The sequence below is a fragment of the Streptomyces pacificus genome (genome assembly GCF_011766325.1).
Lineage (GTDB): Bacteria > Actinomycetota > Actinomycetes > Streptomycetales > Streptomycetaceae > Streptomyces > Streptomyces pacificus.
Genome location: NZ_BLLG01000006.1, coordinates 195051 through 216663 on the forward strand (window position 1 = coordinate 195051; position 21613 = coordinate 216663).

Consider the following 21613-nt stretch of genomic DNA (forward strand, 5'->3'; position numbering starts at 1 on the left):
CCGGGAAGTTTCACGTGAAACACCCTTCGGAGCTCGGCGGCCAGGGCAGGTCGAGGATCTCCAGCTCGTCGCCGGGCCGTCCTCCCCCGGGGGGCACGACGGCGAGACCGTGCGCGGCGGCGATGCCCCGCAGCATGGCGGGACCGCTGAAGTGCAGCGGTACGACCCGGTCGCCGCGGTGCACCACCGGCACCAGCCGGGTGTCCTGCGGATGACCATGGACCTCGTCCCTCAGGGACGCGCGATAGGGCGGGGGGGTTGTCTGCCCGGACCGCTGCCTCAGCAGCGGTTCGGCGAGGGTGAGCAACCCGGAGACGGCAGCGAGCGGATTGCCGGGAAGCCCTACCAGATACCTGCCGGGAGCCAGCCCGGCCAGCAGCATCGGGTGTCCCGGCCGTACGGCGACCCCGTCGACCAGCAACTCGGCACCCACCTTGTCCAGCATCGGGTGGACATGGTCCACCGGCCCGGCGGCCGTACCGCCCGTGGTGATCACCAGATCGGCGTCCGACGCGGTGACGGCCCGCCGCAGTGCGTCGGGGTCGTCGCCGATCCTGCGGGTACCGGTCACTTCGGCCCCGACGGCCCGCAGCCAGGGACCGATCATCGGCCCGAGGGCATCACGGATCAGGCCGTCGCGGGGCAGCCCCTCGGTGAGCAGCTCGTCGCCGAGGACGAGTACCTCCACCCTCGGACGGACCACCGTGAGCAGCTCGTCGCAGCCGGCGGCGGCGGCGAGGCCGAGCACGGCGGGGGTCACCAGCGTCCCGGCGGGCAGCAGTTGATCGCCGGAGCGGCATTCCTGGCCGCGCGGCCTGATGTCCTGACCGTGCACCACCGGTCGCAGGGCGTGCAGCCGGCCGGCCCGGTCGGAACGGGCGTACTCGCTGCGGATCACCGCGGTCGCACCGGGTGGGACCCGGGCGCCGGTCGCGATCCGTACGGCAGCGCCGTCCGCGAGGGTCTTCGCCCCTTCGCGCCCGGCGAGGATGCCGCTCCCGCCGGACGCCGCCGTCCACGGTCCCGGGCCCGCGACCGCCCAGCCGTCCATGGCTGAGGTGTCGAACGACGGCAGATCGACGAGCGCGATGAGCGGGGTGGCGAGCACCCGGCCGAGGGAGGCGGGGAGGGGGTCACGGCGGGTGCGCAGCACGCCGGCGCGACCCGCGCGCGACGCCAGGGCCCGGGCCTCCTCCCACGGCGTGCCGCGATGCCGCCCGCGGGAAGGAGCCTCCTGACCGGGTGCGGATGCGTCGTGGTTCCGGTGCGCGGGCGCCGGCCGCGTCCCCACCAGCGCCAGGGCTTCCTCGACGCCGTCGTCGCCCTCCGGTGCCGGCGTGGGGGCGCGGTCGACGGAGCCGCCGCGGGACACGGGTCCCGCCACCGGCTCCTCGGTGGCACCCTGCCCCTGGTCGGCAGCGCCGAAGTCGCGGTCCTGAGCGGTCATCGGCTGCCGGCCTCGTCGCTCCGGGGCGGACCGTTCCGGCCGGCCTCGCCGTCATCCGAGCCGCCCTGGCCGGCCGCCGCCCCGCCGCCTCCGGCGGCCTCGGCGGCCCACCGCTCCGCCAGCGCCCCGGCCCTGCGGGCGGCCTCGGCGACCGCCAGGACACCGTCCCCACTCGCCCTGGCCGCCGCGTAGCCGACAAGGAAGGTGGTCAGCGGAGCGGCGGGTCGGGCGACACCGTGGGCGGCGTCCCGGGCGAGGTCGAGCAGCAGACCCGTGTCCACCTCGAGATCGACGCCGAGTTCGTCCTTCACCGAGGCAATCCATTCATCCAGCACGTTCCCATGCTCCCTGATCCTGGCCCGGGCCGTGACCACGTCCTCCCAGGTGTCGCAGTCGTACACGGCGAGCGGTTCGGCGGCCACTCGGCCGAGGTCGAGTTCGCCGGTCAGCAGCCGCAGCGGCAGCCCGGAGAGGCCGCCGTGCTCGGCGGCGGCCAGTGCCAGTTCGCGCCGCAGCGCCTCCGCGCGGTACGCCGCGACGAGCGGCTGGTCCCGTCCGTCGGCATCGACGAGGAGCACCCCCTCCCGCCCGCCGGAATCCAGGGCCGCGAGCAGCCGCCGTACGGCCACGCGGTCGAGGAAGGGAAGGTCCGCGGAGAGCACGACGACGGTGGACGCTCCGCACCGGCGGAGCCCCGCGTCGAGCGCGGCGAGCGGCCCGCCGCCCTCCGGGGTCTCACGCGTCCAGGTCACCGGCCGCGCGGTAGGGCGGCATCCGCCGACCACGACCGTGCGATGGGCGCCCCGGCTTGCCGAAAGAACCCGGTCGAGCAGCGTCCGGCCCCCGACGGTCACCCCCGGCTTGTCCGCCCCGCCAAGGCGCCTGGCGCCACCTCCGGCGAGCACGATGGCGTCGTAATCCGCTTCCGCATCGGCAGTCACCCCAGAAGTATGGGCCGTGACCGCCGATACCGGACCAGCAGGCCCCCGGCCGGCGTCAGGCCTGCCGCACCTGCCGGGGGATCACGCCGGGGTCACAGGGTGCGGAGCAGAACCGCGGGCTGTTCCACACAGTCCGCCACATACCTCAGGAAGCCGCCGGCCGTGCCGCCGTCGCACACCCGGTGGTCGAAGGTCAGCGAGAGCTGCACGACCTGCCGGACCGCGAGCTGCCCCTCGTGCACCCAGGGCCTGGGCACGATACGGCCCACGCCGAGCATGGCCGCCTCCGGATGGTTGATGATCGGCGTGGACCCGTCGACCCCGAACACCCCGTAGTTGTTGAGCGTGAACGTACCGCCGGTGAGGTCGGCCGGGGTGAGAGTGCCCTGACGTGCCTTCCCGGTGAGCCGCGCGAACTCCTCGGTGAGCGACTCGGCCGTGCGGTTCCCCGCGTCGCGGACGACGGGGACGACCAGGCCCCGCTCGGTCTGGGCCGCGAAGCCGAGACGGACCTCGGGTATCCGCACGATCTCCCGGGCCTGCGGGTCCACCGTCGAGTTGAGTTCGGGATAGCGGGCGAGCGCCGCCGTGCAGACACGCGCGAGCAGGGCGAGCAGTGAGATCTTCGGGCCGCCCGCCGCGTTCATGGCCTGTCGGGCGGCCATGAGGTCGGTGGCGTCCGCGTCGACCCAGCAGCTCGCGTCCGGGATCTCACGGCGGCTGCGGGAGAGCTTGTCCGCGACTGCGCCGCGCAGGCCCCGCAGCGGGATCCGCTCGCCGACGACCGGGGCCGGGGCGGCCCGGGGAAGACCAGCCCGGGTCGGCACGGGTCCGGCAGCGGCGACGGGAGCCGGCTCGGACAGTCGGGGCGGCTGCGCCGACCGGGCCCGCTGCGTCGCGACATCCTCCTCGGCCGCGCCGGCCCTGACCCGTACGGCGTGCTCCACGTCCACACGGAGGATCAGCCCGTCCGGCCCGGATCCCCGCAGCGTCCGCAGCTCGACTCCGTTGTCCCGGGCCAGACGCCGCACCAGGGGGGAGATGACCGCGGCAGGACCCTCGTGGGCGGACGGAGCGGTCGTGAGGACGGCCTCCCCGATCGCGGGGATCCCGCGCGGCGCGTCGGGCGCCGGGCTCTCCACGGCGCTGTCCCACACCGGTTCCCGCGCCGCGGCCGGTGGTGCCGAGGTCTCCCCGCGCAGCGGCGCGGGCCCCGGACCGCCGGCATAGGCGGCGGGCCCAGGGCCGCTCGCGGCGCGCGAGTCACCGGACCCGTACCCCGGGCCGTCCGAGCGGTCCGGGCCGTCCGGGCGACTCGCGCCGTCCGGGGCCGTCGGCGACGGGGGCGCGGGGCGGATCCTCCGGCGGCGTGCCGCCCGAGCACCCGTCCCGTAGCCCACGAGAACATTGCCGGAGGTCTCCTCCGCCTGGCCTGTGCCGGAGCCGGCGCCTCCGGCGGAACCAGCGTCCTCGGCCGAACCGGGCTCCGTGGCGCCCACCGCCACGGTGAGCAGGGGAGCGCCGACGGGGAGCTCCGCCCCTTCGTCGCCGAAGCGCGCCGTCACCACGCCCGCGTAAGGGCAGGGCACCTCGACCATCGCCTTCGCCGTCTCGACCTCCACGACCGGCTGGTCGACCGCGACGGCGTCGCCCACGTCCACCAACCAGCGGACGATCTCCGCCTCGGTCAGGCCCTCGCCGAGATCCGGCAACCTGAATTCGAGCACCTGGGCCATCAGCTCTCCGCCTCCCACTGCAGCCGTGCCACGGCGTCCAGCACCCGGTCCACACCCGGCAGATGGTGACGCTCCAGCATCGGCGGCGGATAGGGGATGTCGAAACCGGCCACCCTCAGTACGGGGGCCTCGAGGTGGTGGAAACAACGCTCCGTCACCCTCGCCGCTATCTCTCCGCCCGGTCCGCCGAAGCCCGTCGACTCATGGACCATCACGGCCCTGCCCGTGCGGCGCACGGACGCGCACACGGTCTCGTCGTCGAAGGGCACGAGCGAACGCAGATCCACGACCTCCAGGTCCCAGCCCTCGGACACGGCGGCGTCGGCCGCCTCCATGCAGACCGGCACCGAGGGGCCGTAGGTGATCAGCGTGGCACTGCGCCCCGTGCGGCGCACCACCGCGCGGCCGATCGGTGCCACGGCCGCCGGGGTGTCCGGCGACCAGTCGGCCTTGGACCAGTAAAGCCGCTTCGGTTCCAGGAAGACCACCGGGTCGTCGGAGGCGATGGCCTCCCGCAGCAGTCCGTAGGCGTCCTCGACCGTCGCCGGGGTGACGACATGGAGCCCCGGTGTGGCGATGTAGTACGCCTCTGAGGAGTCGCTGTGGTGCTCGACCCCGCCGATTCCCCCGCCGTAGGGGACCCGCACGGTGATCGGCAGCGGCAGCGCCCCGCGCGTCCTGTTGCGCATCCGGGAAACATGGCTGATCAGCTGCTCGAACGCCGGGTAGGCGAAAGCGTCGAACTGCATCTCGACGACGGGGCGCAGCCCGTACATCGCCATGCCGACGGCCGTACCGAGGATGCCCGCCTCGGCCAGCGGGGTGTCCGTGCACCGGTCCTCGCCGAATTCCTCGGCAAGACCGTCCGTGACCCGGAAGACGCCGCCGAGGGTGCCGACGTCCTCACCCATGACGTGGACGGCCGGGTCCTCGGCCATGGCATCGCGCATCGCCCGCTGAAGGGCCTGCGCCATCGTGGCGGGCTTGGCCTGCCGTGCGGTCGCCGTGCTCATCGTGCGTCACCTTCCGCGCCGGGGGCGCCCCCGGCGCTCTCCGCCTCCAGTTCGGCCCGCAGCTGCGCGGCCTGTTCCCGCAGCTGGCCGGTCTGCTCGGCGTAGACGTGCGCGAACAGGTCCATCGGGTTCAGCGCGGGCTCCGCGTTCATCCGCTCCCTCAGCCGCGCGGCCATCGCCTCGGCGGCCTCGGCGGCCGCCCGTACCGCGTCCTCGCCGAGCAGCCCCCGGCCGGTCAGCTCCGCCTCCAGCAGCCGGATCGGGTCGTGCTCACGCCAGGCCTCGACCTCGCTGTCGCCCCGGTACCGGGTGGCGTCGTCGGCGTTGGTGTGGGCGTCGATGCGGTAGGTGACCGCCTCGACGAGGGTGGGGCCACCGCCCCGGCGGGCTCGCGAGACCGCTTCGCCCAGTACCTCGTGCACCGCCGCCGCGTCGTTGCCGTCGACGAGGCGGCCGGGCATGCCGTACCCCACCGCCTTGTGCGCGAGGGACGGCGCGGCGGTCTGCTTGGAGAGGGGCACGGAGATCGCGAACCCGTTGTTCTGCACGAGGAAGACCACGGGGGCCCGCCAGACGGCGGCGAAGTTGAGCGCCTCGTGGAAGTCGCCCTCGCTGGTGCCGCCGTCACCGACCATGGCGAGCGCCACGACGTCGTCCCCCTTGAGGCGCGCGGCGTGGGCCAGCCCCACGGCATGGGGGAGCTGGGTGGCGAGCGGGGTGGACAGCGGCGCGATGCGGTGCTCGCACGGGTCGTAGCCGGTGTGCCAGTCACCGCGGAGCAGCGTCAGCGCCTGCACCGGGTCGAGCCCGCGGGCGACCGCGGCGAGGGTGTCCCGGTAGCTGGGGAACAGCCAGTCGCGCTGCTCCAGGGCGAGGGCCGCGGCGACCTCGCACGCCTCCTGGCCGGTGCTCGACGGGTAGACGGCGAGCCTGCCCTGCTTGGTGAGGGCGGTCGCCTGCGCGTTGTACCTGCGGCCGCGGACCAGCTCCGCGTACAGCCGCAGAAGCAGCTCGGGGTCGGCCCCGGCCGCGGCGTCGGTGCCGAGGACGCGGTACGGCTCGGGGTCGGGAAGCAGCGGTGCAGGGTCGGTGCGCGGCTTCCAGGCGGGCGGCGGGGTGGGCCGGTAGGCCGCACCCGGTCGTTCCCGGACCGTCATGCTGCTCTTCTTCAACGCGAGCACCTCCTCGTGGGAGCGGGCATAAGGACCCATGAAGGGCGCGGAGTGTGAGGCGCCTCACCTACCGATTGTTCGGTCGTGGGCGCATTTTGGCTACAGGCGCCTCCAGCCTGTGGACAAACGGTTCTCCACAGCCTGGGATAGGAGCAGGTCGTCCACGGTGGAAAGGCGGGGGGACATGACAGCTGAACAAATGGCCGACGGCGGGGAGCACACGGCCTGGGAGGCGGTGCCCGGCGCGGCCCAGGGGCCGCCGCCGCGCAGCCTGGACTCGATCGACCGCGCCATACTCCGCATCCTCCAGACCGACGGGCGGGCCTCGATACGCTCCGTCGCCGAACGCGTCCATGTGTCGCGGGCGAACGCGTACGCCCGCATCAACCGGCTGATCGACGACGGGGTGATCCGGGGTTTCAGCGCACGCGTGAACCACGAGCGGGCCGGCCACGGCGCCTCCGCCTACATCACCCTCAAGATCGTCCAGAACTCGTGGAGGACGGTGCGCGAACAGCTCCAGGCGCTGCCGGGAGCGGCCCACATCGCCCTGGTCAGCGGCGACTTCGACGTGCTGCTCCTGGTCCACACACCGGACAACCGCACCCTGCGGGAGCTTGTGCTGACCAGGCTCCAGGCGATCCCCGAGGTGCTGTCCACGCGCACCCTGCTGGTCTTCGAGGAGACGGATCTGGATCCCGACCCGGCCCGCTGACAGCCCCGCGTCCCCCACCCGGAACGGCACGTCCGCGCCCCCGGCCCGGAACGGCACGCCGGGTGCCCCGCCCGACCGGGACGGGGACGCGCCCCGGGCCGGCGAGCGGAGGACCGGAGGCGGGGCGCACGGGCACGGCGGACGCCGCCCCGGCGTGCGCCTCCGACCGCGGGGCGCTCCCGTGACTCAGGGCGCCGTACGCAGCCCGTCGAAAGCCAGCCGGACCACCGCGTCGGCGACCTGCTGCCGGTCGTAGCCGGTGCCGACCTGCGGCCGGTACCACTCCACCAGGGAGTTGACCATGCCGAACAGCAGTCGTGTGGCGAGCCTGGTGTCCAGGTCGGCGCGCAGATCACCGTCCGCCGCCGCCGCCTTGAGCAGGTCGGCGACCCGGTGGTCGAAATCGCGGCGCCGCTCCATGGCCCACCGCTCGGTCCTGGTGTTGCCCCGGACCCGCAGCAGCAGCGTGACGTAGGGCAGCTCCGCCATCAGCACCTCGACGGTGCGCCGGGTCACGTACTCGACCCGTTCGAGCGCCCGCCCGCGCGTCGCGCCCGGCTCGTCGAGGATCCCGAAGAGACCGTCCAGGGCACGGCTGACGGCCCGCCTCAGCAGCTCCTCCTTGCCGGACACATGGTGGTATATCGAGGACTTGGAGATGCCGGCCGCCTTGGAGAGGTGCTCCATCGACGTACCGTCGTAGCCGCGTTCGTTGAAGACCCGGACGGCGACGGACAGCAGCGTCTCCGGGGTGTAGGTGTCGCGTCTGGCAGTCGTCATGAGGCCTGGTCGCCCTTCGTCGTGACGTACGACTGACGGTAGAGGCCCGGGGAGGGCGCGTACCGGCCGGCCGGCACGCGCGCATGGAGCTCGTCGGGGAGCTCGTGCGCCCAGCCGCGTCCCAGCCGCCGGCCCCACTCCGCCGGACCGACCGGGCAGCCCGCCCCGAGCCGCAGGGCGGTGCCGATGCCCTCGGGGGACGCCACGCCCCTGGCGGCGGCGTCGGCCGCGGCGTCCACGAGCATCGCGACCGTCCTCGCGACGATCATGCCGGGAACGTATCCGATGACACCGGCCTTCTTGCCGAGGGCCTGGAACAGGCCGATCGACTGGCGCGGTGCCTCCCGGCCGGTGGTTTCGGACGCGGACAGCGCGATCCCCGCCGCCGCCCGGTGGTCGAGGGCCAGGTCGAAGTAGACGGCGTCGGGGAACTCCACCGGCATACGCCCGTCCGCCAGGCGCGCGGGGCTCGCCTCCGCACCCCTCTCCGCCCGGCCGGGGGCGGGGGCGGGGGCGGTGTCGTGGAGGCGCACACGATGTCCGGCGAGCAGCGCGACCTGTGCGGTGCCCCGGCCCATGGCGCCGGCTCCCACGACGGCGACGGTGCGACCGGGCGCGACGGCGTCGGTGGCGCTCGGGCCGCCTGCGGCGTCGGTGGCGCTCGGGCCGCCTGCGGCGTCGGTGACGGTCATGGCAGTGATCCTCCCCTACGAGTCATCCACAGGATGCGCGGACCCCCTTGTCCCGACCGATCGTTCGGTTACTCTAACTCTGTCCGCGTTCCCCTGCCCAGCTCACCGAGGAGTTGGTCTTTCATGCAGCTGACCGAGACCCACCGGCCGACGCTCGACCGGGCGCTCGAGGCGATCCGCTCACGGGAGTACTGGTCGCCCCACCCCGAGCACCCCAAGGCGTACGGCGAGACGGGCGCGGCCGACGGTCTGGCGGCCTACCGGGCCCTGCTCGGCAACCGCTTCGAGCTCGACCAGCCCGGCACCGACGGCTGGACCGGCCCGGAGGTGTCGCCCTACGGCCCGGAGCTGGGGATCGAGTATCCGCACCCGGACCTCGACGTCCTGCTGCCCGCGATGCGCGCGGGCATGGCGGACTGGCGGGACGCGGGTGCCGAGAGGCGCGCCCTGGTCTGCCTGGAGATCCTGTCGCGGATCAGCGCCCGCACCCACGAGTTCGCCCATGCGGTCATGCACACGAGCGGCCAGGCGTTCATGATGGCGTTCCAGGCCGGCGGCCCGCACGCCCAGGACCGCGGGCTGGAGGCGGTGGCCTACGCCTACCAGGAGCAGACGCGCACGCCGCGGAGCGCCGACTGGTCCAAGCCCCAGGGCAAGCGGGACCCGCTGGAACTGCGGAAGTCCTTCACGGCAGCGCCGCGCGGTATCGCGCTGCTCATCGGCTGCAACACCTTCCCGACGTGGAACGGCTATCCGGGCCTGTTCGCCTCGCTGGCCACCGGCAACGCCGTGCTGGTCAAGCCCCACCCGCGGGCGGTCCTCCCGCTCGCGATGACGGTGCGGATCGCCCGTGAGGTGCTGGTCGAGACCGGCTTCGACGCGAACCTGGTGGCCCTCTGCGCCGAGCGCCCGGGCGAGGGCATCGCCAAGACGCTCGCGCTCCGCCCGGAAATCAAGATCATCGACTACACCGGCTCGACCGCGTTCGGCGACTGGCTGGAGCAGCATGCCCGCCAGGCCCAGGTCTACACGGAGAAGGCCGGCGTGAACACGGTGGTCATCGACTCCACCGACGACTACCGGGGAATGCTCTCGAACCTGGCGTTCTCGCTGTCCCTGTACAGCGGACAGATGTGCACCACCCCGCAGAACCTGCTCATTCCGCGCGACGGCATCGCCACGGACACCGGCCCCAAGTCGTACGACGAGGTGGTCGCCGACCTCGCCGCCTCGGTCAGCGCTCTGCTCGGCGACGACGGACGGGCGAACGCCCTGCTGGGCGCCCTGGTGAACCCGGACGTGAAGTCCCGGCTCGAGGCCGCTTCCGGGCTGGGCGAGGTGGCGCTGCCCTCCCGCGAGGTCACCCATCCGGAGTTCCCCGACGCCGTCGTCCGCACGCCGGTGATCGTGAAGCTGGACGGCGCCAAGCCGGACGACGAGGCGTCCTTCATGTCCGAGTGCTTCGGGCCGGTGTCCTTCGCCGTCGCGGTCGACTCCGCGGGGGACGCCCTCGAACTGCTGCGCCGCACGGTGCGCGACAAGGGCGCCATGACGGTCGGCGCGTACACGACCTCGGCGGAGATCGAACGCGCGGTCGAGGAGGTCTGCCTGGAGGAGTCGGCGCAGCTCTCCCTCAACCTCACGGGCGGGGTCTATGTGAACCAGACGGCCGCGTTCTCGGACTTCCACGGCTCCGGGGGCAACCCCGCGGCGAACGCGGCCCTGTGCGACGCCGCCTTCGTCTCGAACCGCTTCCGTGTGGTGGAGGTCCGCCGCCAGGCCTGAGGGCGGGTCGCGCCGCCCGGCCGGTCCCGCGTCCCGCTCGCGCGGGACCGGCCTCGCCGAGGGGCGCGGCGTGGTGGCCCCCTCCCCGCGTCCCGCTCGCGCGCGGACGCCTCGGAGCCGATGGCCGGTGCCGCGCACGGCAGCGGTCACAGCGTCGGCGGGACGTCCGCGTGCCGCTGGATCCAGGCGTGCATCGCGATCGCCGCGGCTGCACCGGCGTTGATCGACCGGGTGGAGCCGAACTGGGCGATCGAGCAGACCACGGCCGCGCGCGCCCGCGCCTCCTCGGTGAGTCCGGGACCCTCCTGGCCGAAGAGAAGCACGCAGCGCCTCGGGAGCGCGGTCCGCTCCAGGGGCACCGCGCCCGGCAGATTGTCGATACCGATGATCGGCAGCTCCCCGGCCGCCGCCCAGGCGGTCAGCGATCCGGTGTCGGGATGGTGGCGCACATGCTGGTAGCGGTCGGTGACCATCGCGCCTCGCCGGTTCCAGCGCCGCCGCCCCACGATGTGGATCTCCTTGGCCAGGAACGCGTTGGCGGTCCTGACCACGGAACCGATGTTGAAGTCATGGCCCCAGTTCTCCACGGCCACGTGGAAGTCGTGCCGCCTGGTGTCCAGGTCGGCGATGATCGCCTCCCGTGTCCAGTAGCGGTAGCGGTCGGCCACATTGCGCCGGTCCCCGTGAGCCAGCAGCTCGGGATCGTACGGCGCCCCCTCCGGCCACGGGGCCGGATGGGGGCCCACGCCCACCTCCGGAGCGTAGCCGTCGTCGTACTGGACGGGTTCCTGGGTCTCACTGCTCACCCGACGAGGGTACGTGCGACCTGCTGTTCGGGCGCAGCCCGCTGCTCGGGGATCCGTCCGGGCCGCCTCAGCACCCGGTCCCGGGCAGTCGCCACCCAGCCCCCGAGCCGGCGCAGGAAGGAAGTCGGCAGGAAGACCGCGTCGGCGGCGATCATCGCGAGGGAGAAGAAGGGCAGCCCGAGCAGGAGGGCGATACCGGCGTGCTCCAGCATCATGACCGCCAGCAGGACGTTCTTGGCCTTCCGGTTGAACAGCGTGAACGGGAACGCGACCTGCACCATCACGGTGCCGTAGCTCAGCGCCATCACGATCAGCCCGCTGCTGGAGAGAAGGTCGGACAGCGCGGGCCAGGGCGTGAAGTAGTCGAGCTTGAGCGGGTAGTACAGCGCGCTGCCGTCCTGCCACCGGGACCCCTGGATCTTGTACCAGCCCGCCGTGGCGTAGATCAGGCAGACCTCGGCCATGATCACGACGAGGGCTGCGTTGTGAGCCAGGTTGGCGAGGACGTCGAGCAGGGTACGGGGCTCGCTGCCCGGCGCCCAGCGGTTCACGGCCCACCACACGCCCTGGCCCGCCCACAGCGTCCAGAGCAGGACGGCCAGCCACCACTCCCCACCGATCCGGTGCGTGAGCGTCCCGGCGAGGAGGAGCAGTCCGAGCACCCCCCAGAGCGGCGGCCCCCAGCGGTCCGCCCGCCGGCCCTCCGACGCCGTCCGCAGCGCTCGCCGGGCGTCCAGGGACCAGACCTGACCGCAGCGGGTGAACACCAGGTAGACGGCCATCAGGTGGATCACGTTGTCGCCGCCGTCGCCCATGAAGATGGACCGGTTCTGCAGCGACAGCACACCGACCATGAAGAGCACCGATGTGGTGCGGGTGCGCCAGCCGAGCAGCAGCAGCACACAGGCCAGCACCGCGACGGCGTACACACCCTCGAACCAGGCGCTGCTGTCGGACCACATCAGCACGGTGAAGGCGTGGTTCTCGGCGATCAGCTGCCCGGCCATGTCCCAGCCCCAGGGGCCGTCCGGACCGTACAGCTCCCGGCGGTGCGGGAATTCCCTCAGCAGGAACAGCAGCCAGGTCAGCGAGAAGCCGATACGGACGATCGCGCTCTGGTAGGGGCCGAGGGCCGTCGCGGTCACCCGCTGGACGGCGACGGCGAGCCTGCCGGCGAGAGGGTGGATCACCGGTCCGCCTCCTCGCCGCCCGCACCGCCCGCTGCTCCGTTGCGCACGTCGAGCGGCAGATCGGCGGAGGTCACCGTCCACCAGGGGAGCATCCGGTAGTACGGACGGGTGTCGATCTTCTCACTGCTCCACACCGGTGCCTCGACGGAGCGGGTGGCGGAGCGGAGCTGGATGCGCTCGACGCGTCCGCCCAGGTCGTGGCGGTCCAGGCGGATCATCACGATGCGGCGGACGTAGCGCTCGGAGAGCCGGCCGCGCAGGCCGTTGGGCGTGTTGTCATCGGTGTGCGAGTTGACGTAGAAGTCCCAGCCCCGGCGCAGCTCGTTCTGGTGCACATGGCTGGGGAAGAGGTTGCCCCGGATGGCCTCGCCGTCCTCGGCGGAGAGGTCTATCCAGCTGCTCGTCCGGCGGGTGCCGTCACGTCCGGAGACCTCGGCGCGCGCCTGGACCGCGATGTTCTGCTGGAGCGGGTTGGGCGCGAACAGCTTCCAGTTCTGCTCGAACTCGGGGTAGACCCACTCCTCGACCGCCTTGCCGTGCTGCTTGGTCACCGTGTTCGACGGCGCGACGTGCAAGAACACCATGGCCACGTGGAAGCAGGCGAAGACGGTGACGAGACCGAGGGCGACCGCCGCCACGACCTGGTAGGGGAGGGAGAGGGCGGCGATCCCTCCGACCGGGTGCGGGCGATGTGGCGCGCCCACCGCGCGACCGGCGCCGGCGGGGCCGTACGGGTGGTCCGCGTGGCCGGTCCCGTCCGGCTCACCGGCCACGCCCTCCCCGGCCGTCGCACCACGCCCATCCGGACCACCCGAGCCTGCCGAACCCTCCGCTCGGAGTATCCCGCCCGGGGCGGCGGGCGGAGCCGCCCCGGCGCCCGCGGCGCCGTCGCCGGCGCCCTTGTAGGAGTCCATCCCGCCCCGATCCCCGTCGGTCCGCTGGTCCACTGGTCCACCGCGGTCATCCACAGGGTTGACACCCTACGGCCCGCCGACTCACCATTGAAGTCATTCAACCGAACGATCGGTCGGCAGGGGGTCCGATGACGGCAGGGACAGCAGAGACGGCTGCGGCTTCGACGCACCAGGCGCGGTTCGACGCTTCCGTGGCCGCCGACGAGCGCATCGAGCCGCGCGACTGGATGCCCGACGACTACCGCGCATCGCTGATCCGCCAAATGGCGCAGCACGCCCACTCCGAGATCATCGGTATGCAGCCCGAGGCGAACTGGATCACCCGGGCGCCCTCCCTGCGCCGCAAGGCCATCCTCATGGCCAAGGTCCAGGACGAGGCCGGTCACGGCCTCTACCTCTACAGCGCGACGGAGACACTCGGCGCGAGCCGGGACGAGCTGCTCGACAAACTCCACTCGGGCCGCCAGAAGTACTCGTCGATCTTCAACTACCCGACGCTGTCCTGGGCCGACGTGGGTGCGATCGGCTGGCTGGTCGACGGTGCCGCCATCACCAACCAGGTCCCGCTGTGCCGCTGCTCCTACGGTCCCTACGCCCGTGCGATGGTCCGGATCTGCAAGGAGGAGTCCTTCCACCAGCGCCAGGGCTACGAGCTGCTGCTGGCCCTGTCCCGGGGGACGCCCGCCCAGCACGAGATGGCCCAGGACGCGGTGGACCGCTGGTGGTGGCCGTCCCTGATGATGTTCGGGCCCCCGGACGACGCATCGGCGCACTCCGCGCAGTCCATGGCCTGGAAGATCAAACGGCATTCCAACGACGAGCTGCGCCAGCGCTTCGTCGACATCTGCGTCCCGCAGGCGGAGGCCCTCGGCCTGACCCTGCCGGACCCGGACCTGCGCTGGAACGAGGAGCGCGGTCACCACGACTTCGGCGCCATCGACTGGGACGAGTTCCGGCAGGTCCTCAAGGGCAACGGTCCGTGCAACGAACAGCGGATCCGCCAGCGCCGCAGAGCGCACGAAGAGGGCTCCTGGGTGCGCGAGGCAGCCGCGGCGTACGCCGCGAAGGCATCCGGTGGCCCGGGGGCCCCGCACGAAACGGCAGCACCGGACGGGTCGGGCACGGTGCCCGACGGAGCACGGGTGGAGGCGACGGCATGAGCAGCTCGAAGGACTGGCCGCTGTGGGAGGTCTTCGTGCGCTCGCGCCGCGGGCTGTCCCACACCCACGCGGGAAGCCTGCACGCGCCCGACGCCGAGATGGCCTTGCGCCACGCCCGTGATCTCTACACCCGGCGCAACGAGGGCGTGTCGATCTGGGTGGTCCCCTCCACGGCGGTCACCGCGTCCTCGCCGGACGAGAAGGACCCGTTCTTCGAGCCCTCCGCCGACAAGCCCTACCGTCACCCGACCTTCTACGACATCCCCGAAGGAGTGAAGCACCTGTGACGGCGGCACTCGCCCTGGGCGACGACGCGCTGGTGCTCTCGCACCGGCTGGGGGAGTGGGCCGGGCACGCCCCCGTCCTGGAGGAAGAGGTCGCCCTCGCCAATATCGCGCTGGACCTGCTGGGTCAGGCGCGGACCCTGCTCTCCCTCGTCGGCGACGAGGACGAGCTGGCGTATCGGCGCGAGGAGCGCGCCTTCCGGAACCTCCAGCTGGTGGAACAGCCGAACGGCGACTTCGCGCACACCATCGCCCGCCAACTCTACTTCTCCACCTATCAGCTGTTGCTGTACGGGCAACTGGCATCGGGGGACAGCGCCTTCGCGGCACTCGCCGCCAAGGCGGTCAAGGAGGTCGCGTACCACCAGGACCACGCGGAGCAGTGGACACTGCGCCTGGGCGACGGAACCACTGAGAGCCATGAGCGGATGCAGCGCGCCTGCGACGCCCTGTGGCGCTTCACCGGCGAGATGTTCCACCCTGTCGAGGGGCTGGACGTGGACCGGGAGGCACTGCGCTCGGCCTGGCTGGAGTCGGTCACCGGGGTGCTCCATCGGGCCACCCTGACCGTGCCGGACACCCCGGACACCGGTGCCTGGTCCGCGGGCGCCGGACGCCAGGGGCTGCACACGGAGGCGTTCGGGCGGATGCTGGCCGAGATGCAGCATCTGCACAGAAGCCACCCGGGGGCGTCATGGTGACCGGGACCGCTCTCGAGGCGGAGCTGCGCCGGCTGGCAGGGTCCGTGCCCGACCCCGAGCTGCCCGTCCTCACCCTGGAAGAGCTCGGCGTCCTTCGCGGGGTGCAGATGATCGGGCCGGGCAGGGTCGAGGTCGAGCTGACCCCCACCTACACCGGCTGTCCCGCCATCGAAGCGATGACCGCCGACATCGAACGGATCCTCCATGAGCACGGCATGGCCGAGGTGTCGGTCGTCACGGTGCTCTCCCCTCCCTGGTCGACCGACGACATCAGCGCCGAGGGCAGACGCAAACTGGCGGAGTTCGGCATAGCACCGCCACGGCCGGGTGCCATGGGCGGTCCCGTGCCCCTCACGCTCACGGTGCGCTGCCCGCACTGCGGGTCCGCCGAGACCGAACTGCTGAGCCGCTTCTCCTCCACCGCGTGCAAGGCCCTGCGGCGCTGCGTCACCTGCCGCGAACCGTTCGACCACTTCAAGGAGTTGTAGATGTTCCATCCGCTCCGGGTCAGCGAGGTCGAACAACTGACTGACGACTCCGTGGCCGTGACCCTCACGGTGCCCCCCGGGCTCCGCGAGGCCTTCCGCCACACACCGGGCCAGCACATCGCCGTGCGGCGCACGGGGGCACACGGCGAGGAGATCCGCCGCACCTACTCGATCTGCTCACCGGCCGCCCAGGCCGGGGAGGAAGGCGTGCTGCGGGTGGGCATCAGGCTGGTCGAAGGCGGTGAGTTCTCGAGCTACGCCCACAAGGAGCTGTCGGCCGGTGACACGCTCGACGTCATGCGGCCTACGGGCCGGTTCGTCCTGGAGCCGCGCGCCGGGCGTTTCGCGGCCGTGGTCGGCGGCAGCGGCATCACCCCGGTGCTGTCGATCGCGTCGACGCTGCTCACGAGGGAGCCGGAGGCCCGGTTCTGTCTGGTCCGCAGCGACCGTACGGCGGCGTCGACGATGTTCCTGGACGAGGTGGCCGACCTCAAGGACCGCTATCCGGACCGCTTTCAGCTGGTGACAGTGCTCTCCCGGGAGGAGCAGCAGACCGGCCTGGCCTCGGGCCGGCTCGACGAGGCGCGGCTGACGGCTCTGCTGCCGGTGCTCATCGATGTGCCGGAGACGGACGGCTGGTTCCTCTGCGGGCCGTACGGACTGGTGCAGGGCGCCGAACGGGCACTGCGCGGGTTGGGCGTCCAGCGAAGCCGCATCCATGAGGAGATCTTCCATGTCGAGGACGTGCCCGCGCCCGCTCCGGTCGCGGCCCCGGCGCACAGCAGACTGACGGCGAGGCTGGACGGCCGCTCCGGTTCCTGGCCGGTGGAGGAGGGCGATTCGCTGCTGGAGACGGTGCTGCGCGCCCGCAGCGACGCCCCGTACGCCTGCAAGGGAGGCGTGTGCGGGACATGCAGGGCGTTTCTGGTCTCCGGTGAGGTCCGGATGGACCGGAACTTCGCGCTGGAGGAGGAGGAAACGAAGGCGGGCTATGTGCTGGCCTGCCAGTCCCATCCGGTCACATCGGAGGTGGAGCTGGACTTCGACCGCTGACGCACCATTCCCTTCCCCGCCCCTCTGGCCTATCTTGACGACCCGTCAGATAACTGGTGGGGAACTCGGAGTGCGGACGACCACACCGTCGGGTCGATCCGGTGCACAGGAGGGGACTGGGCTGTGGACTTCACCTTCACCGAGGAGCAGCAAGCGGCCGTCGAGGCGGCCAGGGCGGTCTTCTCGGGCGTTGTGCCCGACGCGGTACCGAGCCCTGCCCTCACCGCCGGCACCGTGGCGGACGACATCGACCGGGCACTCTGGGCCAGGCTGGCCACCGCCGACCTGCTGAGCCTGGTCCTCGGCCCCGAACACGGCGGCGCCGGTCTCGACCCGGTCGCCCTCTGCCTGGTGCTGCGGGAATCGGCGAGAGTGCTGGCGCGGGTGCCGCTGCTGGAGACGGGCGCGGTCGCAGCGGCCGTTCGGCGCTTCGGCGCCCCCGAGTGCGCCTCACGACTGCTGCCGCGGGTCGGCCGGGGCGAAGTCGTCCTGACGGCCGCCGCCAGCGGACGCACCGGCCACGACCCGGCCGAGCTCGCCGTCAGCGCCCGCCGCGCCCCCGGCGACGGCGCCTGGCTCCTGGACGGGGTCCAGACCGCCGTGCCGTGGGGGCAGTGCGCGGATCTGATCGCCGTGCCGGCACACGCCGAGGACGGCCGCGCCGTGATCGCCCTCGTCCCGCGGATCCGGGACGGGTTGTCACTCACCGGGCAGGTCTCCACCAGTGGAGAACTCCTCGCCGAAATCCGGCTCGACGATGTGCGGATCGACGGCGACGACGTGATCGACACCGAGGGCTCCTGGGACTGGCTCCGGGACCTGCTCACCACCGGCACCTGCGCACTGGCCCTCGGTCTTGGCGAACAGGTGCTGTCCATGACCAGCGAGTACACCGGCAAGCGTGAGCAGTTCGGCTTCCCCATCGCCACCTTCCAGGCCGTGGCCGTACAGGCCGCCGACCGGTACATCGATCTGCGCGCGATGGAGGCGACCCTCTGGCAGGCGGCGTGGCGGCTCGGCGCCCCCGCCGGCGGAAGCGAATCGGTGGGCGGTCCGCTTCCCGTGTCAGGTGATGTGGCGGTCGCGAAGATCTGGGCATCCGAGGGAGTGCGCCGGGTCGTCCAGACAGCACAGCATCTGCACGGCGGCTTCGGCTCGGACACCGACTACGCGCTGCACCGGTACCACGCGTGGGCCAAACAACTGGAGCTGCACCTCGGGCCGGCGGCGGCTCACGAGGAGGCGCTGGGAGAACTGCTCGCGTCGCACCCGCTCGGCTGACGGCACCGACACGCCCCCGGGCGGCGCCCTGCCGACCCCGGACAGCAGGCGCCGGAGCGGCGCCTGCTGCCCGCGTCCGGCAGGGCCGGCCCATGAGACTTCCGAGGTGATGCACGACTGCCATCAGCCGCGGCCGCGGCACGGCTCAGTCGGGTCCCTCACCACTGCCGGTGCACGGCCGCCTTGCCACCGGTCACCAGGCATGCCGGCGGAACGTCATCGGCCACGACCGCACCGGCGGCAACCACGGCATCACGGCCGATACTGACGCCGGGCAGGATCGTGGCACCGGCACCGATCCACACGTTCTCCGCGACGTCGATGGGAGCGCCGGTGAGGTACAGCCGCCGCTCCCCGGGGTCAACCGGGTGGCCGCTGGTGATGAACGTGACCTTCGGTCCGATCATCACGCGCTCGCCGAGCCGGATGCCGGCATAGTCCAGGAACGTGCAGTTCTGATTGATGAAGACGCGCTCGGCGAGGTCGAGGTTCAGGCCGTGGTCCGTGTAGAAGGGCGGATAGATCGTGACTCTCGGTGGCAGTGGCTTGCCGAGGATCTCTCCGAACAGTTTCGCCTTGCCCGCCTCGTCTTCGAAAGGCAGGGCGTTCAGGCGCGAGGTGAGCTCGGTGACCCGCAGGACCCTCTCGGCCATGGCTTGGAACTCGGTGCTGTGGATGCGCATGAGACGGTCGCTGGACAAGCCGCGATCCTTTCAAGGGTGCCCGTAGGGACGGGAACGAAGGTGCCCGAGCTCGCTGTTCGGCATCCTCCCCGCCCTCAAGGACGGGTATCCCCGGCTCAGTGCGTTGTGGATCCCTGTTCAAGCCGCTGCGGCAGATCATCGAGTCGGTCAACGAGACCTTCAGGAGAGGTCTCGACCTCGAACAGCACCAAGGACGCACACCCCACGGCGTCATCGCCCGCGTCGTTCAGCGCATACTCACCACCGTGATCTGGCGCAACGGCCGCACCGGACAAGACACCCTCCGCTCGCTACCGCGCACGATCACCGGCCCCTTGGAATAGCGCAGCTCCTAGAGGACGTAGGCATCCTTTCCGCTGTCCGTGACCATGGGACGCCCTGCGGCGTCCCATGCCTGCATACCGCCCTCGACGTTCACGGCGTCAATGCCCTGCTGCACCAGATACTGGGTGACCTGGGCGGACCGGCCGCCGACCCGGCACATCACATAGGCGCGGCGGCCATCGGCCACGGCTTCGGTGACCTCGCCGACGCGGGCCGCGAAGTCGCTGATCGGGACGTGCAGCGCACCCTCGACATGGCCGGCCGCCCACTCGTCGTGCTCCCGGACATCGAGCACCAGACCGCCGACGGGCACGGAGACGGCGTCCACCGAGGGCAGCGGGGCGAAGTTCATGGTTCTGGCCTTCTCTCGTACCTGGACTCGTACCGGCTCACGCTGGCCGCGGGCGGGCTCGGGCGACCGGGCATCTCTCCGAAAACCTACTGCACCAGTGCGGCCAGCTCGGACTCTCGCTCCGCGACCTGGGTCAGCAGCTGCTCCGCGATCTCTTCGAGCAGCCGGTCGGGATCGTCGGGTGCCATCCGCAGCATCGCGCCGATCGCGCTTTCCTCCAGGTCCTGCGCGACCACGGCCAGCAGTTCCTTGCGCCGCGCGAGCCAGTCCAGGCGGGCGTAGAGCTCCTCGGTCTCGCCCGGGCGTGCCTCCTGTGGCGCGGGGCCTGCCTCCCACTCCCGGGTGAGCTCCCGCAGCAGCTCCTCGTCCCCTCGCCCATACGCCGCGTTGACCCGGGTGATGAACGCCTCCCGGCGGGCGCGCTCGGTGTCCTCCTGAGCGAGATCCGGGTGGGCCCTGCGAGCAAGCTCGCGGTAGAGCCTGCGGGCCTCGTCCGTGGGCCGCACCCGCTTGGGAGGCTGCACCGGCCGATCCGTGAGCATGGCCGCTGCCTCGGCGGACAGGCCCTCGGAGTCGATCCAGTCGTGGAAGAGCTCCTCGACACCGGGCATCGGCATCACCGCGGCCCGTGCCTCCCGGGCCTTGCGCTGGTCCTCAGGGTCGCCGCTGCGGGCGGCCCTGGCCTCGGCGATGAGCGCGTCGAGCTCGTCCAGACGCGAGTACATCGGGCCGAGTTTCTGGTGGTGGAGCCGGGAGAAGTTCTCCACCTCGACCCGGAAGGACTCGACCGCGATCTCGAATTCGATCAGGGCCTGCTCGGCAGCGCGCACGGCCTTCTCCAGCCGGGCCGCGGCACGCACGGACTGATCGGCGGCACCGTCGAGTCCTTCGTCCTCGCCGGGCCCGTCCTCGCCGGGTTCGTCCTGCACCGTGCGAGCGCTCTGCGCATCGCGTTCGTCCACGGGGTGGCGGTCCTGCTCGTCCTCGTTCCGGGTGGCCGGGCCCCCGGGAGCGTCCTGAGTCACCCGCCCAGCGTATGGCAGAGCACCGGCCGTCCAGGGCCGCGGACGGACAATGAGTCCGTCATACCGCGGGCTCGGCGGATATCCGGCCGCTGCGGATCGCGGACACCAGATCGGCGTGATCGGCTTCGGTCCTGTCCGCGTAACGCACGGCGAAGCCGGCCACCGCCTCGTCCAGCTCCTCGCTCCTGCCGCAGTAGCCGGCGACCAGCCGTGGATCGGCGCTGTGCGCGTGCGCCCTGGCCAGCAGCGCACCCGTCATACGGGCGTAGTCATCCACCTCGTCGGATGCGAGGGCGGCCGGATCCACGCTTCCCTTCCGGTTGCGGAACTGCCGCACCTGGAAAGGCCTGCCCTCCACCGCCGTCCAGCCGAGCAGCCATTCGACTACAGCACATAAGGCGCTGTGAGCTGGGCACACGAAGACCCCGCCCGGCAGCGTGTTTGCGGACAGACAGCCGGACGGGGCTATACGCCACGGTACCGGGTCGGGGCACGTGGAAGCCCCACCCCTGCGCCACAGGGGCAGCACACGAACGGGACGGGGCCGACACGCTGAGCCGTCTTGCTCGCCGTCGCTCAGCGGGCCGGGGCTTCTAGCGTCCGCGGCCAGCACCACACCGGTAGCACCGGCACGGGGGCCATGCTGAGGACAGCAGCGGAGGTAGGTCGTCCGAGCTACACACGGTCCGCTCAGGGCCGAACGTCCGCCCACTGTCCCGAGACACCCGCAGGGTCAGTAACGGCCGCCCGGCGTCCCCAGGGGCGCTTCCGCCCTTACGGGGGATCACCGGTGTCCCTCCGGGTGGCGTCGCATGTGGACGTTGCAGTCAGAGACCGTCGTCATGTCGCCCCCAGCGCGGGCACGGTCCCGTACGGCAGCGAGTTCCGCGCAACCGGGACACCCCTCGACCGGTGTCGGTTCCGGCTCCAGGCGCAACGGCAGATCAAGCGGTGACGTGCTGTATCGCGTGGGTTCGGTGGTCATGCCACTCGACGCTAGAGACGCTGCCAACCAGCCACAATGGCAGTCCTGTTGAAGATCAACGAGAA

Annotated in this window: 22 protein-coding genes and 2 pseudogenes; 9 read left to right on the forward strand and 15 right to left on the reverse strand. The window is 72.1% G+C overall.

Features of this window, described 5'->3' with window-relative positions; genetic code table 11:
• Nucleotides 1-10: 10 nt before the first annotated feature.
• The 5 genes from SCWH03_RS12985 to pdhA all read right to left on the reverse strand — a co-directional run bounded on the left by SCWH03_RS12985 (nucleotide 11) and on the right by pdhA (nucleotide 6294).
• Complete coding sequence (locus SCWH03_RS12985; RefSeq protein ID WP_173264337.1) at nucleotides 11-1447, reverse strand: molybdopterin molybdotransferase MoeA; 1437 nt, start codon at nucleotides 1445-1447, stop codon at nucleotides 11-13.
• Nucleotides 1444-2388 carry an NTP transferase domain-containing protein gene (locus tag SCWH03_RS12990; RefSeq protein WP_173264338.1) on the reverse strand — a complete coding sequence of 315 codons (945 nt, stop codon included), beginning with the start codon at nucleotides 2386-2388 and terminating at the stop codon, nucleotides 1444-1446. The genes SCWH03_RS12985 and SCWH03_RS12990 overlap by 4 nt, the downstream gene beginning before the upstream one ends.
• Before the next feature lie 92 nt (nucleotides 2389-2480).
• Nucleotides 2481-4124, reverse strand: a complete 1644-nt coding sequence (locus SCWH03_RS12995) for a dihydrolipoamide acetyltransferase family protein (RefSeq protein WP_173264339.1) — start codon at nucleotides 4122-4124, stop codon at nucleotides 2481-2483.
• Nucleotides 4124-5137 carry an alpha-ketoacid dehydrogenase subunit beta gene (locus SCWH03_RS13000; protein ID WP_173264340.1) on the reverse strand — a complete coding sequence of 338 codons (1014 nt, stop codon included), beginning with the start codon at nucleotides 5135-5137 and terminating at the stop codon, nucleotides 4124-4126. Before SCWH03_RS13000 ends, SCWH03_RS12995 begins: the two co-directional genes overlap by 1 nt.
• A complete protein-coding gene (gene pdhA, locus SCWH03_RS13005) occupies nucleotides 5134-6294 on the reverse strand; it encodes a pyruvate dehydrogenase (acetyl-transferring) E1 component subunit alpha (RefSeq protein ID WP_173264518.1) in 1161 nt (386 codons plus the stop codon). Before pdhA ends, SCWH03_RS13000 begins: the two co-directional genes overlap by 4 nt.
• 214 nt (nucleotides 6295-6508) lie before the next feature.
• On the opposite strand from pdhA, the gene SCWH03_RS13010 reads away from it, so the two are divergent.
• Entirely contained in the window at nucleotides 6509-7024 is a 516-nt protein-coding gene (locus tag SCWH03_RS13010; RefSeq protein WP_173264519.1) for an Lrp/AsnC family transcriptional regulator, read from the forward strand.
• 186 nt (nucleotides 7025-7210) lie between these two features.
• Here the strand turns inward: SCWH03_RS13010 and SCWH03_RS13015 are convergent, their stop codons facing one another.
• Together SCWH03_RS13015 and SCWH03_RS13020 are read right to left on the reverse strand one after the other, a co-directional pair.
• On the reverse strand, nucleotides 7211-7804 hold the full coding sequence (locus SCWH03_RS13015) for a TetR/AcrR family transcriptional regulator (protein WP_173264341.1): 594 nt from the start codon (nucleotides 7802-7804) through the stop codon (nucleotides 7211-7213).
• On the reverse strand, nucleotides 7801-8496 hold the full coding sequence (locus SCWH03_RS13020; protein ID WP_371872666.1) for a 3-hydroxyacyl-CoA dehydrogenase family protein: 696 nt from the start codon (nucleotides 8494-8496) through the stop codon (nucleotides 7801-7803). The genes SCWH03_RS13015 and SCWH03_RS13020 overlap by 4 nt, the downstream gene beginning before the upstream one ends.
• 123 nt (nucleotides 8497-8619) lie before the next feature.
• On the opposite strand from SCWH03_RS13020, the gene paaN reads away from it, so the two are divergent.
• Nucleotides 8620-10281, forward strand: a complete 1662-nt coding sequence (gene paaN, locus SCWH03_RS13025) for a phenylacetic acid degradation protein PaaN (RefSeq protein WP_173264342.1) — start codon at nucleotides 8620-8622, stop codon at nucleotides 10279-10281.
• A 146-nt stretch (nucleotides 10282-10427) separates the two neighbouring features.
• Here paaN and SCWH03_RS13030 read toward each other — a convergent pair whose 3' ends face one another.
• Genes SCWH03_RS13030 through SCWH03_RS13040 form a run of 3 tightly spaced genes read right to left on the reverse strand, consistent with a single transcriptional unit; the run spans nucleotide 10428 to nucleotide 13191 of the window.
• Nucleotides 10428-11087: a TrmH family RNA methyltransferase gene (locus SCWH03_RS13030; protein ID WP_173264343.1), complete on the reverse strand. Its 660-nt coding sequence runs from the start codon at nucleotides 11085-11087 to the stop codon at nucleotides 10428-10430.
• Entirely contained in the window at nucleotides 11084-12277 is a 1194-nt protein-coding gene (locus SCWH03_RS13035) for an HTTM domain-containing protein (RefSeq protein WP_254076730.1), read from the reverse strand. The genes SCWH03_RS13030 and SCWH03_RS13035 overlap by 4 nt, the downstream gene beginning before the upstream one ends.
• A complete protein-coding gene (locus SCWH03_RS13040; RefSeq protein ID WP_173264344.1) occupies nucleotides 12274-13191 on the reverse strand; it encodes a DUF5819 family protein in 918 nt (305 codons plus the stop codon). The genes SCWH03_RS13035 and SCWH03_RS13040 overlap by 4 nt, the downstream gene beginning before the upstream one ends.
• A gap of 128 nt (nucleotides 13192-13319) precedes the next feature.
• On the opposite strand from SCWH03_RS13040, the gene paaA reads away from it, so the two are divergent.
• The 6 genes from paaA (at nucleotide 13320) to SCWH03_RS13070 (ending at nucleotide 18158) form a co-directional block, all read left to right on the forward strand.
• Entirely contained in the window at nucleotides 13320-14351 is a 1032-nt protein-coding gene (gene paaA, locus SCWH03_RS13045; protein ID WP_173264345.1) for a 1,2-phenylacetyl-CoA epoxidase subunit PaaA, read from the forward strand.
• Nucleotides 14348-14638, forward strand: a complete 291-nt coding sequence (paaB, locus tag SCWH03_RS13050; RefSeq protein WP_173264346.1) for a 1,2-phenylacetyl-CoA epoxidase subunit PaaB — start codon at nucleotides 14348-14350, stop codon at nucleotides 14636-14638. The genes paaA and paaB overlap by 4 nt, the downstream gene beginning before the upstream one ends.
• A complete protein-coding gene (gene paaC / locus SCWH03_RS13055; RefSeq protein ID WP_173264347.1) occupies nucleotides 14635-15336 on the forward strand; it encodes a 1,2-phenylacetyl-CoA epoxidase subunit PaaC in 702 nt (233 codons plus the stop codon). Before paaB ends, paaC begins: the two co-directional genes overlap by 4 nt.
• Nucleotides 15330-15824 carry a 1,2-phenylacetyl-CoA epoxidase subunit PaaD gene (gene paaD, locus SCWH03_RS13060; protein WP_173264348.1) on the forward strand — a complete coding sequence of 165 codons (495 nt, stop codon included), beginning with the start codon at nucleotides 15330-15332 and terminating at the stop codon, nucleotides 15822-15824. The genes paaC and paaD overlap by 7 nt, the downstream gene beginning before the upstream one ends.
• Complete coding sequence (locus SCWH03_RS13065; protein ID WP_173264349.1) at nucleotides 15825-16877, forward strand: 2Fe-2S iron-sulfur cluster-binding protein; 1053 nt, start codon at nucleotides 15825-15827, stop codon at nucleotides 16875-16877.
• A 123-nt stretch (nucleotides 16878-17000) separates the two neighbouring features.
• The gene (locus tag SCWH03_RS13070; protein ID WP_173264350.1) at nucleotides 17001-18158 is read left to right on the forward strand and encodes an acyl-CoA dehydrogenase family protein; all 1158 of its coding nucleotides are present in this window, start codon (nucleotides 17001-17003) and stop codon (nucleotides 18156-18158) included.
• Between the two features lie 158 nt (nucleotides 18159-18316).
• On the opposite strand, the gene SCWH03_RS13075 is transcribed toward SCWH03_RS13070, so the two are convergent.
• A complete protein-coding gene (locus tag SCWH03_RS13075; RefSeq protein ID WP_173264351.1) occupies nucleotides 18317-18859 on the reverse strand; it encodes a DapH/DapD/GlmU-related protein in 543 nt (180 codons plus the stop codon).
• A gap of 74 nt (nucleotides 18860-18933) precedes the next feature.
• On the opposite strand from SCWH03_RS13075, the pseudogene SCWH03_RS13080 reads away from it, so the two are divergent.
• Nucleotides 18934-19169 (forward strand): annotated as a pseudogene (locus tag SCWH03_RS13080) (IS982 family transposase); the annotation flags it as partial.
• Between the two features lie 24 nt (nucleotides 19170-19193).
• Here the strand turns inward: SCWH03_RS13080 and SCWH03_RS13085 are convergent.
• The 4 genes and pseudogenes from SCWH03_RS13085 to SCWH03_RS29030 all read right to left on the reverse strand — a co-directional run bounded on the left by SCWH03_RS13085 (nucleotide 19194) and on the right by SCWH03_RS29030 (nucleotide 21548).
• The gene (locus tag SCWH03_RS13085; protein ID WP_173264352.1) at nucleotides 19194-19538 is read right to left on the reverse strand and encodes a rhodanese-like domain-containing protein; all 345 of its coding nucleotides are present in this window, start codon (nucleotides 19536-19538) and stop codon (nucleotides 19194-19196) included.
• 86 nt (nucleotides 19539-19624) lie between these two features.
• The gene (locus SCWH03_RS13090) at nucleotides 19625-20563 is read right to left on the reverse strand and encodes a hypothetical protein (protein WP_173264353.1); all 939 of its coding nucleotides are present in this window, start codon (nucleotides 20561-20563) and stop codon (nucleotides 19625-19627) included.
• 58 nt (nucleotides 20564-20621) lie between these two features.
• Nucleotides 20622-20945: pseudogene (locus tag SCWH03_RS29875) on the reverse strand (DUF2252 family protein); the annotation flags it as partial.
• A 402-nt stretch (nucleotides 20946-21347) separates the two neighbouring features.
• Nucleotides 21348-21548 (reverse strand): hypothetical protein, encoded by a 201-nt coding sequence (locus SCWH03_RS29030; protein WP_254076732.1) that lies wholly within the window; start codon nucleotides 21546-21548, stop codon nucleotides 21348-21350.
• Between the last annotated feature and the right edge of the window lie 65 nt (nucleotides 21549-21613).

Excerpts from the sequence above, each read along its gene's own strand:
- SCWH03_RS13020 (WP_371872666.1), bottom strand. The coding sequence starts at position 8,496 with ATGACCGTCACCGACGCCGCAGGCGGCCCGAGCGCCACCGACGCCGCA.
- SCWH03_RS13065 (WP_173264349.1), top strand. The coding sequence starts at position 15,825 with ATGTTCCATCCGCTCCGGGTCAGCGAGGTCGAACAACTGACTGACGAC.
- SCWH03_RS13085 (WP_173264352.1), bottom strand. The coding sequence starts at position 19,538 with ATGAACTTCGCCCCGCTGCCCTCGGTGGACGCCGTCTCCGTGCCCGTC.
- SCWH03_RS29030 (WP_254076732.1), bottom strand. The coding sequence starts at position 21,548 with ATGACCACCGAACCCACGCGATACAGCACGTCACCGCTTGATCTGCCG.
- pdhA (WP_173264518.1), bottom strand. The coding sequence starts at position 6,294 with ATGACGGTCCGGGAACGACCGGGTGCGGCCTACCGGCCCACCCCGCCG.
- SCWH03_RS13015 (WP_173264341.1), bottom strand. The coding sequence starts at position 7,804 with ATGACGACTGCCAGACGCGACACCTACACCCCGGAGACGCTGCTGTCC.
- SCWH03_RS13010 (WP_173264519.1), top strand. The coding sequence starts at position 6,509 with ATGGCCGACGGCGGGGAGCACACGGCCTGGGAGGCGGTGCCCGGCGCG.
- SCWH03_RS12995 (WP_173264339.1), bottom strand. The coding sequence starts at position 4,124 with ATGGCCCAGGTGCTCGAATTCAGGTTGCCGGATCTCGGCGAGGGCCTG.
- SCWH03_RS13040 (WP_173264344.1), bottom strand. The coding sequence starts at position 13,191 with ATGGACTCCTACAAGGGCGCCGGCGACGGCGCCGCGGGCGCCGGGGCG.
- SCWH03_RS12985 (WP_173264337.1), bottom strand. The coding sequence starts at position 1,447 with ATGACCGCTCAGGACCGCGACTTCGGCGCTGCCGACCAGGGGCAGGGT.
- paaB (WP_173264346.1), top strand. The coding sequence starts at position 14,348 with ATGAGCAGCTCGAAGGACTGGCCGCTGTGGGAGGTCTTCGTGCGCTCG.
- paaD (WP_173264348.1), top strand. The coding sequence starts at position 15,330 with ATGGTGACCGGGACCGCTCTCGAGGCGGAGCTGCGCCGGCTGGCAGGG.
- SCWH03_RS13000 (WP_173264340.1), bottom strand. The coding sequence starts at position 5,137 with ATGAGCACGGCGACCGCACGGCAGGCCAAGCCCGCCACGATGGCGCAG.
- paaN (WP_173264342.1), top strand. The coding sequence starts at position 8,620 with ATGCAGCTGACCGAGACCCACCGGCCGACGCTCGACCGGGCGCTCGAG.
- paaA (WP_173264345.1), top strand. The coding sequence starts at position 13,320 with ATGACGGCAGGGACAGCAGAGACGGCTGCGGCTTCGACGCACCAGGCG.